The following is a 13570-nucleotide window of genomic DNA, read 5'->3' as shown; positions in this document are numbered from 1 at the left end:
CTAGGCAACAGTCTGGCGCTTACACTGCATCGTAAAATGTTGGTTCGGGGTGATGTGATACCACATATCAAACTGGGCTTTATCATCCCCCTGCAATGTGGGCTTAAAGAAAATACGATACCCTGTCAGGTCACGGCGGGCGGCATAATCAAAGGGGTTGCTATTGTTGGGATCAACGATGATCTCCCGGCTTAACTTGACAGGTTTGAGCATGTAATCTTCGTCGTTGGCAATATAGCGATAATCAATAAACAGGTTAAATTCCAACTGAGTCTGCTGTTCTCCCTGGTATCGAACCCATTCTTGTGAACTCATCGTCCCGTCGGGTTTAAAATCATAAGTCACCCACGTTTGTTCCTGAGCAGGCCTGCTTTCCGGCACACATTGCCACTTACCACTGACTGCCGGCAACGACGATGATACTGCGACACATGGCAGCAATGCACCTGCCACCAATAGAAATCCGTTCACCAAGCGATTCATCTGCCTCTCCGGTTAATCACCATAGTTAAAACAACAATAACTTAACAAGTTCCAGCTGCCAATAATTCCAAACTAAATAATTATCGGGCCTATCAGATAATTGTTCCGTTTGGTATAAGCTCCCCCCAAAAAAAGACGAAAAAAAGGAGCTGTCTTCAGCTCCTTTCTCCGAACATAAAGTAGGCTTTACGCTGGCTTGGTATCTTTATCAGAACCATTAACTGACATTTTCGCCAATATTACTGAAATTGGCACAATAGGCCCCATCATACTGATCCTTAGCGGTGAGCCGCCGGTACCATAATGGATGTCAGATGCTTCGGCTGTCGAATAGTTATACTTGTAGTTAAACTTACCTGTCGCCATATGAAGCAAATCGAACTCTTTTCGATGGCATGAAATATATGCACGCCAATACATCGCATCTAGCACTTCACCGGGGTGTTCCGCCCTGATGATAAAACGCCAACTTCCCGCCTCGCCATAAAAGTCGAGCGGGAATATATTTCTTATTTTTCTTTTGCTTAACAAGGTTAACCTATCCACTTAGCCAGCAAGACAAAGGGATTATGCAATGATTACGAAAGAATGGAAGAGATAAGCGAAGAAATAGGGAAATTTTGACAAAAAAGGCGGGGTTTTCAGCTTACTATCTTTGTGAGGATACCATAAAAAAATTTGCATTATTAGACTTGTTAATTAAGTTTCTGAGCCTATAATGCTGAAAACCGGAGCGTCTGCCAACGCTCCGGTTTTTTTGTGCCTGCTCTCCGGTGATCTATCGGCTATCTGCCAATAGCACGAAAGTCGGTGAGCAAAATTCGATAAGATTAAGGAAATACCCATGCGTATCGAACAAGACTTGAAGTTAGGTTTTAAAGATGTACTGTTTCGTCCAAAACGTTCAACCCTAAAAAGCCGTTCTCAAGTTGAATTAACCCGCGAGTTTACATTCAAGCATAGCGGTCGTCAATGGTCTGGTGTACCTATTATTGCTGCTAATATGGATTCAGTAGGTAGCTTTGAGATGACTGCGTCACTTGCCAAGCATGGTGTGATGACTGCGGTACACAAGCACTACACCGTTGCCGACTGGGCTGAGTTCATTAAGAATAACGACGCCAGCGTTCTGAAAAATGCGATGGTATCGACCGGCACATCTGAAGCTGACTTCCAGAAGACCAAAGACATCATGGCCCTGACCGATAACCTGATCTTTATTTGTATCGATATCGCAAACGGTTACTCTGAGCACCTTGTTGATTATGTACAAAAAGTACGTGCTGAATTCCCGGATAAAGTGATCAGTGCAGGTAACGTGGTTACTGGCGATATGGTTGAAGAGCTTATCCTTGCCGGTGCTGACATTGTCAAAGTAGGCATTGGTCCGGGTTCTGTATGTACGACCCGTGTTAAGACCGGTGTTGGCTACCCTCAGCTTTCTGCAATTATTGAATGTGCTGACGCTGCACACGGCCTGGGTGGTCGCATCATCGGTGACGGCGGCTGTGCATGTGCCGGAGACGTTTCTAAAGCATTCGGCGGCGGCGCAGACTTTGTCATGCTTGGCGGTATGCTGGCAGGCCATGAAGAAAGCAACGGCGAAATCATCGAGCAAGATGGTAAAATGTTCATGAAGTTCTATGGAATGTCTTCACAGAGCGCGATGGACAAGCACTCTGGTGGGGTTGCCAAGTACCGTGCAGCCGAAGGAAAAACCGTACTATTGCCTTACCGAGGCCCGGTTGATAACACTATTCAGGATATCATGGGCGGCGTACGCTCAACCTGCACTTACGTTGGTGCGGCGCAGCTTAAAGAGCTGACTAAACGCACTACTTTCATCCGCGTTCAAGAACAAGAAAACAACGTGTTCGGTAAAGAGTAAGCACTGGCTACAACCATAACTTGATATTGCCTTTTTCTATACCATACTTTTGTAAGCTTACGACATATGGTGAAAGAGGCAATATTATGTCTGCGCCCTTTTTCCTAGCAATAAACTCAAGTTGAATAGTAATGCGAGGATGTGTCGATTTTATTCATTAATACTGTTCATCCACAACGCAGGCGACAAAAATAACACATGATTGGATACGCACAGGGCAAGATAAAATGCATGAAACAATAGGTAGTCGTAGCCGACTTAATATTATCGGTACACTGAACCTGTCGAACATCGGAGCCACTGTTGCTAGTGATTATGAAAGCATTAACAGTGAGATATAAGCGGGTTATTGATTACCCACTTATATTATATCTACGACTTAGCCGTTCAACTCACCTCTATCACGAGATCTGCTATCATTGCTTCAGTCGTAATCATTAAGCCTGCGAAGGAGGCTGCAAGCTGAAGTGCAGAGCTGGTGACCTTCGTCGGATCAAGAATACCCATCTCAATCATGTTGCCATATTGGCCTGTTGCCGCGTTGAAGCCAAAGTAGGCGTCACCGGATCTCACGGCATTTGCCACAACAGAAGCCTCATAACCGGCATTCGTTACAATTTGACGAAGTGGCTCTTCCATGGCACGCAACGCAACACGGATTCCCACATTTCGATCGTCATTGTCATCTTTAAGATCTGCTAATTCATAGCCTATCTTTGCCAATGCGACGCCACCGCCTGCGACGATACCTTCTTCTACCGCTGCACGTGTAGCATGTAACGCATCATCAACACGACCTTTTTTCTCTTTCATCTCAACTTCCGTCGCCGCACCGATTTTTATCACGGCAACGCCACCAGCAAGCTTGATGATGCGCTGTTGCAGCTTATCTTTGTCGTATTGAGAGGTCGTAGCTTCGATCTTTTTCTCTATTGATGTAGCACGCTCCCTAATAACATCTTCTTCTGCAATACCGCCCACGATGGTGGTCACTCCCTTAGTAATTGTGACTTTCTTCGCACTACCAAGTTGTTCCAATGTTACTTTTTCAAGTTCATGACCAAGTTCTTCGGAAATGAGTGACCCACCGGTGAGTACTGCAATGTCTTCCATCAGCGCTTTTCGGTTGTCACCAAAGCCAGGCGCTTTTACCGCCGATGCGCGGACAATACCACGTATATTATTCACCACCAAAGTAGCAAGCGCTTCATCTTCGATATCTTCAGCAACAATAAGTAGCGAACGAGATTGCTGTACAACACTTTCAAGTACAGGAAGCAACTCTCTGATATTAGATATTTTCTTATCTGCCAGTAGAATATATGGGTTATCTAACTCTACAGTTCCCGCTTCCTGGTTAGTGATAAAATAGGGAGAGAGGAAGCCTCTATCGAATTGCATACCCTCGACAACAACAAGTTCGTTATTAAGGCCTTGACCTTCCTCTACAGTGATAACACCATTTCGACCGACTTTTTCCATTGCTTCCGCAATAATTTCCCCAATGCCTCTGTCACTGTTAGCAGAAATACTACCGACTTGAGTGATGGACTCTTTATCGCTACACGGCTGAGATATCTTTCGAAGTTTTTCTACAGCCGCTTCTGTGGCTTTATCAATACCATGTTTAAGGTTCATTGGGTCCATCCCCATGGCGACCGCTTTCAACCCTTCACTTATTAATGATTGCGCCAATACGGTTGCAGTCGTTGTACCGTCACCAGCTTCAGCGTTAGCTTTTGATGCAACCTGTTTTACCATTTGCGCCCCCATGTTTTCGAATTCATCTTCCAGCTCGATTTCTTTCGCAACGGATACACCATCTTTGGTAATTGTGGGGGCTCCAAAAGACTTATCTAATACCACATTACGCCCTTTAGGGCCCAAAGTGACTTTAACCGCATCTGCCAGTAAATTCACACCTTTAAGCATCCTTAGACGTGATTCATCAGCAAATAAAACTTCTTTTTCTGTCATGATTGTCTCCTCAAAAAACAACTAAAAGTCAATGACTCAACGATTGCTAACACATCGGATTCAGAAAGGATTAAATACTCCAAACCATCTCTTTTTTGGTTTTAACACCATAGCCATCATTAAAAATTACGATATCATCCACTATTACATCCATAGAGACTCGTTCGTGCCCTCTTGTGCAGCTCTAAGCCTACGGCAATAGCTTTCCTGCGATTGGATTTCTTGACTAATTGGGTGTGAGTACAATTCTTCCTTCAGATTTATTTTCTACTTCTGTTCTATCGACAACAAGCCCGTCATTCAAAGGCTAATATTCATAGGTTTAGCCTCCTATCGTTACAATAAATAAAAGACATATAAATGATACTGAAAGCAACGTCTGACGCTTTCGATGAAAAAATAGGGTCAATAAAAACAAGTTCAAAGAGAGGCTCAAAATTATCCGAAACTGAACAAACAACCATCGCTGGGAGCGATTGCTAATTCATTCATTATTCACTCATATTTTCGTACCCTTAACTCATGCGAGATGAATAACCCACCTATATTTCACGGCCTCCCCCCCCAAAAAAATCAGCCCTATTGGTTTCCAACCTTTAAACCTTTAAACCTTTAAACCTTTAAACTTTTAAACTTTTAAACTTTTAAACTTTTAAACTTTTCAGTCTAAATAAAAATTCGCTGATAACAAGAAGACACGATGTGCGTATGAAAATATAATTCAAAACTCGAGTGTTATGGTAAGTAAATCGCCTCAAACGCCATATATGCTTGATTTAACTCTATTAGAAGTACAGAAACTTCATGTCTTTCTCCTCTGAGAATTGAATTGCGAAGTTTTTTCAGGATATCTAAAACCTGCACTCTCTTCTCTTCAATAAAATATTCTCGTAATTCGTTAGCTTGATCCATGTTACCACCTTGCAATTACATGCGTGCGCCAATGCTTGCACACATACATGCAAAGAAGTGTGAACCAATTCATAAAATTCGCTTTTAGGGAGTATTGCAAAAAATTCTGGCCAATGAAGCTGGACACTAGATTTATTTTCTTCGAATCAGCAGGCGATCTGGAATCCCACTCCGTTCGCAAACACAATTAGTTCATTTTTTGTTCTGGAAGTGTCCTGCTCATCGAGCGATACCCGAAAGAATCCGCAGTTACTACATTGGCTCCACTGTCAAATTTATACTTCGAGCTATAACCGCCAGAAATGTCTCGCGAGATACCATTAAGTGCACGCATATATAATACAATTGGAACAGCGTAGTATTTTAGTGGTGAATTTAATGTGCATTGCAAATATACATTAACAGTTTAAGTTTTAATTTTAATTTTAATTGTTTTAAATAATCTCAGTATCTGTTCGCAGTTACCATTACCAATGTTTAATCTCAATAATGGAAACTATCATTTACGAAACGATTACCAAAGGGGAGGATTAGCTTATGTTGCATTTTATTCCCCTTAAATATCATACAATTAGTTTTCAACTGTATTTTGTTACGATAGTGCTTTCCCATATTTTCAAATAAGTCTATTTTGATTTGTTAGAAATATAATTGATATAAAACCTATTGGAGTCTTATAATCACCCCCAAATAAAACAACGCTCAATAACGGTGCAACTTTTATACATCCATTATTCAAATGATGTGATAATTTTTGCTATAAGGCTGCCTAACTATGAAATATTTATTCGCAACATTGTTAATTGGCATTATGCTAAGTATATCTGGTTGTGGGGGAGGAGGCGATTCATCGCCTTCAGATACAACTCTTCAACCGTTTAAGAATGAAAAAGTATATCGTGAACCTTTAAAGGCCAATGATATTGATATTGAATACTCAAATTTAGCAAAATCCCATTCATCAGTGTTAAATGTTTATGGAACATTATCGTATCGCCTAGCTGATGGTGAAGCGAAGGATATTGTTTCTGTCGAACAATATACTGGGTTGCTTACTATTTTAAATCCGGGAGATGTACGTATCATTGTCGAAGATACGAGCCCGACTTATCAATCTTCTTCTGCAACTTTTACGGTTCATGTCGGGAAAGGCACAAACTATAATTTGTCTGCATCGAGAACGACAATCTCAGCGCTTGATACCGATGCAAAAAATCTTTCTTATTATGTTCGGGGGAATCAAGGCTCCCTGACTTTCGAGCTTGCGCCAGAAAGCAGTAACCTCCTAGCTATTAACAGCCAGACTGGTGAGTTCATTCATTATGGGATCCCTGGTACCGCTCGAGTTATCGTGACCGACAACGGTAACCGTCGCTATCAACCGAAGTCCGTTGAGTTTGAAGTGGTAATTAAAGCCGTTAATCCTGATATTTTGGGATACGATGATCTTTCACGCGACTATTCTGAGCATATGACTTTGTCACCTAAGCAAATCAGTGGCGACGACATGGGAACATTTTCTTTCAAGCTTGCTGAAAGTTCTAAAGATAGTGATGTGCTCGCCGTGGATGCTCATACTGGTTATATGACGATTCATAAAACAGGCTGCGTCGTGATTGAAGTGACCAATGAGCTCGGTTCAGGTTATACCGATGATGAGCGCAAGGCATATTTTAAGGTGGAAATCCTAAAGGCTGATCGCCCTAACCTGACCGTTAGCTCTAGTAACTTTGTCTATCAACCGAATCATATTATCCAACCCGCGATCAATAACATGAAGGGTCAGGTGACCTATCGAGTTGAGTCAGGTGATAATGTTATTGCCATTGATTCAAATACCCACCTGCCAAAAATAATTGGCGTAGGTGCAGCGACCTTGATTGCCAACGATGATGGCAATGGTAACTATAAGCCGTCTTCAGCAAGGTTTACATATGATGTACAGAAAGCTAGTCGCCCTAAGCTCGTTGAGCTAACCATTAACCGTACCTTTTCAGGAAAAGAACAACTACAGACTGTGACTCCTGTTATGAAAGGACAGAAAGGTCAGCTGACATTTAGAGGTTCTTCTGATGTTGTTTCTGTACATGGAGAGCAGTTGACGATTGAGCACGCAGGGCTGGCGACACTGACAGCAACCGATGATGGGGGGCTGTATTACCTGCCAAGCTCTGCAACATTAAAAATCAATGTTGCAAAAGGTGAGCATCCAGAATTTGAAGTGAAGGATATTGCAGCGGAATACTCACCGAATCTGTGTATTCCGGTCGCTGATGCTAATATTAGTGGTAACAAAGGAACGTTATCACTCTCTCCTCAAGCCGATAGTGATAAGGCTATTGCTACATACAACACTGACCGAGAATGTTTTAAGGTACACAAACACGGCACGGCAAAATTTGATGTGATAAGCCTTGAAAGTCATGATTTCTTGAAATCTGCACCTCATGAGATGTCTCTTGTGATTGCAGCTGCGGATTCAACGCTTTTTGTGGACAAAGGGGTTAATGCTGTTTTTTCTGGCGGACAACCAACCATTAGTCCACCAACCGTGCACGGAAAGAAAGGTGAGTTAAGCTATCGTCTTTCTCCGGAAACCCGCCATCCGGATGTTGTTGAGGTGGATAGTCATACTGGTGAGATGACCATACTTAATGTAGGTACAACAACGGTGGAAGTAAGTGACTCCGGTGGTGATGGTTATAAACCAGCTATAACTACATTCTCAGTAAGGATCACCCAAGCAGACAACCCGCTTTCTGTTACATACCCAGAAGCTTCGTATCAGCGAGACCAAGCTATTATGCCGTCAGTAGAAAATGGTGAAGGTGAGATTAACTATTACCTGGGGTATTCACCGTACGATGTTGTAGGAATGGTTTCGGCGAATACGGGTCAGTTAGAAATTCATTCTGCGGGTGAGTATAAGGTCAAAGTTGTTGCTAAAAGCAGCCGTAATTACAAGTCGAAAGTGTTAATTGCTGAAGGCAAAGTTAATAAGGCCAAGCATCCTGGGATTGTGACTGAGTTGGAGGCGTTTGAGTACGTTCCGATGAAGCAGGTGACTTTAGATCTTCCTTCAGCATTGGGAAAACGTAGTTTTACGGTTAGGAATACTCATGCTGGAGTTGACAAGCGCAAATATGTATCGATGAATCCGAACAATGGTGAAACAACGCTGCTTAATTATGACCGTTATGGCGATGAGGCTTTGCTGAATATCTTCATTACCGAAGAAGAAAGCCGTAATCATCTGGCACTGGATTCTTCATTCACCCCAACCAAACAAATTAAGATAGTCCCGCCTAAGGCTGGTAAATCGACCAAGGATATTGAGTTGGATCCGACCTTTACGATTGTCGATAGTAGCTTGAATGGTAATGCCCGTTATACGGGGCTCTATAGTACCCGAATGAACTTTGCAGGGGTTGCTGGTGTAAAAGCACCCACTGATGAAGAGCGGGCTAAGTATGGTGAAGGTATGAATTTGTTCTTGCTTATGAAGCAGGTAGGCACGGAGCAAGTATTTAATCATAATATTATTAGAGTCTATGCGCAGCGATACGTAGGCTGTCAAGATGACGTTAACGATTTAACCCTTGACAAAGTTGCACCTGTTGCAATGGATTCTCTGAACTTTTGTGTAGTTACAACTAACAACAGGTTTATGAAATACACCATCATTGATGATACTCGACTTGGCAAAGGCGACTGGGAAGCGGCTGTGCCGTTTGTTGCTTACCTTAGTAGTGATCGTCCATTCTTGCCAAATGATGAGGGGGGTTACTATACCTCTGAATCTGAACATTCTAACGGAGATGGATCCGTTAAAATGATTGAGTGGAACCGAATTAACCTGAAGCTAAGTAAGTAATTTATGTTTATTGCGTAAATCAATCATAGTCCCGGTATTTAACCGCAATGCTGATCAGTTAAAGATCGGTTGACTGCCCCTTCTAATGAGAGAAAATCGGAAATCATTTATTGGTTTCCTTTTTTTATGTCCTTACAAAATTCAGCGCAATCATGGCGGGTGCTGAAGGCTGGCGAGATATTGAGAATTACGGTAATTCAAAACTGATTGGTTGAAGCAACATCGGCCTTTTAACAGTGGAGTTCCTCATCGTCACATCATCGCTCGTATCCTGCATAGTGTTGTTGCTGAAGTAAAGCAAGATACATCGCGCATCAAAATGGAAGGCACAATTAAAAATATGGTCTATTCCGGCGGTTCGTAATGAAAATGCTTAATGAAGATTACTGTGGGGCAGCGAGTCAGCGGAACAAATTGAAAAAATGAGTTTGAATGATAATTATCGAGCGGAAGTATTCTTTGAGGAATTAATTAACAAAGTATGCTCCCGCCCTACTTCATTGTTGAGGTTGTTTACCAGTAACCCTACCACTGGCTAGACATTTCTCATCAAATTATTTACAACAGAGCCGATTTTTTCAATCTCTTCACAGCTCCAATGTTCATCGTACAGACAGCAGGAAACAGAATTTCAAATAAAGGGGAACTTATTTTCGCAGACTGACGCGGGTAGAACATCAAGATGCTAAGAAAAAGCTCGAAAATCACCTTATAATTATCAAATATAGAAGTATAAAATTATAAATCGATTACAAGTCAAAATCACCGAATTTAGTCAAAAAACGTACATCGTTTGCTATCTCACTCTGGGCTTGTAACTCAGATTTAAATATAACTTTTCAAATTGGACTAACTTCATTTTCAGTGCTTACTAATTATCGAACTTAATACTATCTTCTCTATTTCGTTCAGCTTGAATGACATTTCCATGACTTCATCGAATTCTTTTGAAATTTCCAGGAAGTAGGAAGGCGGAACATCAAATAAGCTTACAGCTTTATCAATAACCTTCTTCGATGGTTTGTTTTTGCCATTTTCGATTAGTGATAGGTACGTGGTTGTAATGTCCAGGTGCATAGCGCACTCACCACTTCGCATCTTTCGTTGTAGGCGTAATGCCCTGATCTTGTATCCGCTAATATTCATCTAAACTATTCACCAGCATGTATTTTTACCACCACACATTCACAACAACTATAATAAATCAAACCAATATCAAAGCCTGTTTTATCAACAATAATTACTTTGTCGTTGCCTAATAACTTTCGGACTAAATGGTTTAACTTTTTTTAGTTGCAATGTTATTAGCAAAGCAATTCACTTTTCATTGATTCTCCGCCAACACTTAAACGCTCTAAGTAAATCAGTTTGTTTAATTGATAACGGTTGTCTCTCACAGAGTGAAACAATTGATGACAAAGGAAGGTTGAAAAACTCACAATAATTATTTAGTAAGTCTATTGTGACCTTCTTCTTACCTGTTTCTATTTCACTAATATGTGATTTGCTGCAACCTAAATTCTTCGCCAATTCACTTTGGTTGAGACGAAAGAAAGTACGCAAATCAATCAATACTTCATTAATCATGTACACTAACCCATTATAACCATTGGCATTTTAGATATTGTCGCTTTCAAGTAAGTATCGCTTTCATGATTAAGCTTGAAATGTATAAAAGATGTTTCAAACTTATCCTCGTATGTTAACCTCTGTGCGACACCAGTAACTTTATCTTTATCGAACACAATCCAGTATTCTAATCGCCCATCCAGGTCATTATTAAATGCCGTTTTGTATTTGATAGTTTTGCTACCAAACGGTATATTACACGGTAAAAAGCAAAGATTGTCAGCAATATTAGTTAAATCTTGAGACACGAAATACACAAGAAATGCTTTAGCTTCTTCACTTAGTTCTTTAATTTCAGTAACATGCGTAAAATCCATATTATTTAAACCTTTTAAATATATTGTTTTATTAAGCGCCTTAACTGGTTAAATATATAATCCATTCAAAATTAATTTATTTCAACAGTTAATTTTTGGAATCTCACATACTGATTTTTTTCTAAAACTATTTCTTGTAATAAAATTACAACGAAGTACAATGTACCCTCTCACGCAATCAGAAAGGTTAGTTATGAACATTGAACATCATACTGAAAGCCCAGATATCAAAGCTATCCGATTAAGACTAAAAGTTAATCAACATGAATTTGCTGAAGCTCTTGGTTTAAGCTTGGAAACTATAAAAAGCTGGGAACAAGGTAGACGAAACCCTACCGGCTTAGCTCAAAAAGTGCTCAAATTAATTGATAAGGATCTAGAGCTATATTACAGGTTCAAATTTAACTGACGAAATCACCGATAGTAACTAGCCATCTACTTGTAGGTGCTATTGGTCATTTCCTGAGATAATTTTGTAATCTAACAAAAGGATCAATAATTGAAAAATGATGAATATGAACTCGATTATTACTTCGATAATAATGAACAAATAAATAAATCAATTGACAATATTGATTTTGTTATCAGCGATGATTTTCTTAACTTTGGTCACTTCAATTTAGTGTTACTTATCATCGCTTTTATAGTCCTGTTATTTATTACACTCTAGTACGGAGGATATAATAATTATTACGCCGCCTTAAACCCAGAATCTCTTTACATCTAAATCAAACAAAATTATTAGAAAGAGATATTATGCTTAATTTTTATAAAGAAAACTGGTTCAACAACATTAAGGGAGATTTATTATCTGGGATTGTTGTTGCCCTAGCCTTAATACCAGAGGCTATTGCATTTTCAATCATCGCTGGCTTAGACCCTAAAGTTGGTCTTTACGCTTCTTTCTCAATCTGTGTCGTTATTGCTTTCACAGGCTCTCGCTCAGGCATGATTTCAGCCTCAACAGGTGCTATGGCATTACTAATGACAACATTAGTTAAAGATCATGGTCTTGAATACCTTTTAGCGGCTTCGTTTTTCGCTGGCATACTTCAATACATTATTGGATTACTTAAGCTTGGTGATTTTATGCGATTTGTATCGCGTTCAATCGTTACAGGCTTTGTTAATGCCTTAGCTATATTAATATTTATGGCTCAACTTCCTGAACTAACGGACGTTACATGGCATGTTTATGCTTTAACAGCTTGTGGCCTTGGCATCATTTATCTGTTCCCTTACATACCTAAAGTCGGAAAGTTATTACCTTCCCCACTCGTATGTATCATCGCAATAACTTTATTTAGCGTTCTCTTTAAAATTGATGTACGTACCGTAGGTGATATGGGGTCATTACCTGATTCATTACCCGTATTCCTGATTCCAAATGTGCCGTTTTCTATAGAAACGATACAGATTATCTTCCCTTATTCATTGGCATTGGCTGTTGTTGGGGTTCTTGAATCAATGATGACTGCAAAAATCATTGATGATATTACCGATACACCGAGTGACAACAATGATGAGTGTAAAGGTCAGGGTATCGCGAACATGGTATCTGCGCTATTCGGTGGCATGGCTGGTTGCGCAATGATTGGACAATCAATGATTAATATGAGTTCAGGGGGGCGAACACGACTATCAACATTAGCATCAGGCGTGTTCCTTATGATAATGGTTGTGTTTCTTGGGGATTACCTGAAACAAATCCCTATGGCTGCTCTAGTGGCTGTAATGATTATGGTTTCTATTAGTACATTCTCTTGGAAATCAATCATTGATATTAAACATCATCCTTTTAACTCTAATGTCATTATGATCGCTACGGTTCTATCCGTTGTATTCACTCATAACCTTGCCATTGGTGTTGTTGTCGGTGTTGTTATTTCAACATTTTTCTATGCAAACCATAGTCGTAAAATTATGAAAGTAACTGATGATGTTGTTATTCACAATGAACACACGATCCATAAAGTTCATGGCCAGATTTTCTTTGCGTCCGCTTACAACTTCATTGATATGTTTAACTTCAATAATCCAACTAAATACATCACGATTGATTTATCTGATGCTCACTTTTGGGATATAACTGCTGTTGGTGCGCTCGACAAAGTTATTATCAAATTCATAAACAATGGGTCTATCGTGGATATTATCGGAATGAATGAAGATTCAGAACAGATGATTAGTAAATTTGCAATATTTGATAAGCCAGATAAACTAGCAAATCAATCATTTGGTCACTAATTAAATAGAAAACATAAACTGATTGATAATCTCACTTTCTGAGCGGGATATAGAAAAAGGTCTGTCAGTGGCAGACCTTTTACCATCGGTACATAAAACGAGGTACATTAACTAGAGAAGCTATTATTTCAAATTGCAGCTCTGGAAAAGTTTCTATTGATAATCATATCCCCAATTAGCCTTCTCCAACGCACCTATCTCTCAACTATAAATCAAGCCTTTAAGCGCTGAAAATTTATCAAA

11 protein-coding genes and 3 pseudogenes are annotated in these 13570 nt (G+C 40.0%); 6 read left to right on the top strand and 8 right to left on the bottom strand.

Features of this window, described 5'->3' with window-relative positions:
• Entirely contained in the window at window positions 1–483 is a 483-nt protein-coding gene (locus tag MD588_RS06740) for a hypothetical protein (RefSeq protein WP_265696264.1), read from the bottom strand.
• 186 nt (window positions 484–669) lie between these two features.
• Complete coding sequence (locus tag MD588_RS06735; RefSeq protein ID WP_265696263.1) at window positions 670–1014, bottom strand: hypothetical protein; 345 nt, start codon at window positions 1012–1014, stop codon at window positions 670–672.
• Between the two features lie 313 nt (window positions 1015–1327).
• Between MD588_RS06735 and MD588_RS06730 the strand changes: the two genes are divergently transcribed.
• Both MD588_RS06730 and MD588_RS06725 read left to right on the top strand, forming a co-directional pair.
• A complete protein-coding gene (locus MD588_RS06730) occupies window positions 1328–2371 on the top strand; it encodes a GMP reductase (protein WP_265696261.1) in 1044 nt (347 codons plus the stop codon).
• A gap of 135 nt (window positions 2372–2506) precedes the next feature.
• Window positions 2507–2706 (top strand): annotated as a pseudogene (locus MD588_RS06725) (IS630 family transposase); the annotation flags it as partial.
• A 52-nt stretch (window positions 2707–2758) separates the two neighbouring features.
• On the opposite strand, the gene groL reads toward MD588_RS06725, so the two are convergent.
• The 3 genes and pseudogenes from groL to MD588_RS06710 all read right to left on the bottom strand — a co-directional run bounded on the left by groL (window position 2759) and on the right by MD588_RS06710 (window position 5260).
• Entirely contained in the window at window positions 2759–4348 is a 1590-nt protein-coding gene (groL, locus tag MD588_RS06720; protein ID WP_265696259.1) for a chaperonin GroEL, read from the bottom strand.
• Window positions 4345–4652, bottom strand: a pseudogene (gene groES, locus MD588_RS06715) (co-chaperone GroES). The gene groL and the pseudogene groES overlap by 4 nt, the downstream one beginning before the upstream one ends.
• A gap of 431 nt (window positions 4653–5083) precedes the next feature.
• Window positions 5084–5260: a hypothetical protein gene (locus tag MD588_RS06710; RefSeq protein ID WP_265696258.1), complete on the bottom strand. Its 177-nt coding sequence runs from the start codon at window positions 5258–5260 to the stop codon at window positions 5084–5086.
• 775 nt (window positions 5261–6035) lie between these two features.
• Here MD588_RS06710 and MD588_RS06705 point away from each other — a divergent pair.
• Complete coding sequence (locus MD588_RS06705; protein WP_265696257.1) at window positions 6036–9134, top strand: cadherin repeat domain-containing protein; 3099 nt, start codon at window positions 6036–6038, stop codon at window positions 9132–9134.
• 95 nt (window positions 9135–9229) lie between these two features.
• Window positions 9230–9426, top strand: a pseudogene (locus tag MD588_RS06700) (transposase family protein); the annotation flags it as partial.
• Window positions 9427–9995: 569 nt separating this feature from the next.
• On the opposite strand, the gene MD588_RS26105 reads toward MD588_RS06700, so the two are convergent.
• From MD588_RS26105 to MD588_RS06695, 3 genes are all read right to left on the bottom strand, one after another.
• Window positions 9996–10280, bottom strand: a complete 285-nt coding sequence (locus MD588_RS26105; RefSeq protein WP_407676550.1) for a helix-turn-helix domain-containing protein — start codon at window positions 10278–10280, stop codon at window positions 9996–9998.
• A gap of 171 nt (window positions 10281–10451) precedes the next feature.
• Window positions 10452–10721: a helix-turn-helix domain-containing protein gene (locus MD588_RS26100; RefSeq protein ID WP_407676549.1), complete on the bottom strand. Its 270-nt coding sequence runs from the start codon at window positions 10719–10721 to the stop codon at window positions 10452–10454.
• A gap of 5 nt (window positions 10722–10726) precedes the next feature.
• Window positions 10727–11080: a hypothetical protein gene (locus MD588_RS06695; protein ID WP_265696256.1), complete on the bottom strand. Its 354-nt coding sequence runs from the start codon at window positions 11078–11080 to the stop codon at window positions 10727–10729.
• Window positions 11081–11273: 193 nt separating this feature from the next.
• On the opposite strand from MD588_RS06695, the gene nadS reads away from it, so the two are divergent.
• Together nadS and MD588_RS06685 are read left to right on the top strand one after the other, a co-directional pair.
• Window positions 11274–11489, top strand: a complete 216-nt coding sequence (nadS, locus tag MD588_RS06690) for a NadS family protein (RefSeq protein WP_265696255.1) — start codon at window positions 11274–11276, stop codon at window positions 11487–11489.
• A gap of 347 nt (window positions 11490–11836) precedes the next feature.
• Window positions 11837–13327, top strand: coding sequence for a SulP family inorganic anion transporter (locus MD588_RS06685; protein ID WP_265696254.1), 1491 nt, complete (start codon window positions 11837–11839; stop codon window positions 13325–13327).
• The last annotated feature ends 243 nt before the right edge of the window (window positions 13328–13570 follow it).

This window comes from Photobacterium obscurum, from assembly GCF_026191635.1.
GTDB classification, from domain to species: Bacteria; Pseudomonadota; Gammaproteobacteria; order Enterobacterales; family Vibrionaceae; genus Photobacterium; species Photobacterium obscurum.
Note: the sequence above shows the minus strand (reverse complement) of the source record. Positions and strands in the feature narration are given on the sequence as shown.

Excerpts from the sequence above, each read along its gene's own strand:
- nadS (WP_265696255.1), top strand. The coding sequence starts at position 11,274 with ATGAACATTGAACATCATACTGAAAGCCCAGATATCAAAGCTATCCGA.
- MD588_RS06710 (WP_265696258.1), bottom strand. The coding sequence starts at position 5,260 with ATGGATCAAGCTAACGAATTACGAGAATATTTTATTGAAGAGAAGAGA.
- MD588_RS06730 (WP_265696261.1), top strand. The coding sequence starts at position 1,328 with ATGCGTATCGAACAAGACTTGAAGTTAGGTTTTAAAGATGTACTGTTT.
- MD588_RS06685 (WP_265696254.1), top strand. The coding sequence starts at position 11,837 with ATGCTTAATTTTTATAAAGAAAACTGGTTCAACAACATTAAGGGAGAT.
- MD588_RS06695 (WP_265696256.1), bottom strand. The coding sequence starts at position 11,080 with ATGGATTTTACGCATGTTACTGAAATTAAAGAACTAAGTGAAGAAGCT.
- MD588_RS06705 (WP_265696257.1), top strand. The coding sequence starts at position 6,036 with ATGAAATATTTATTCGCAACATTGTTAATTGGCATTATGCTAAGTATA.
- MD588_RS06740 (WP_265696264.1), bottom strand. The coding sequence starts at position 483 with ATGAATCGCTTGGTGAACGGATTTCTATTGGTGGCAGGTGCATTGCTG.
- MD588_RS26105 (WP_407676550.1), bottom strand. The coding sequence starts at position 10,280 with ATGAATATTAGCGGATACAAGATCAGGGCATTACGCCTACAACGAAAG.
- MD588_RS26100 (WP_407676549.1), bottom strand. The coding sequence starts at position 10,721 with ATGATTAATGAAGTATTGATTGATTTGCGTACTTTCTTTCGTCTCAAC.
- groL (WP_265696259.1), bottom strand. The coding sequence starts at position 4,348 with ATGACAGAAAAAGAAGTTTTATTTGCTGATGAATCACGTCTAAGGATG.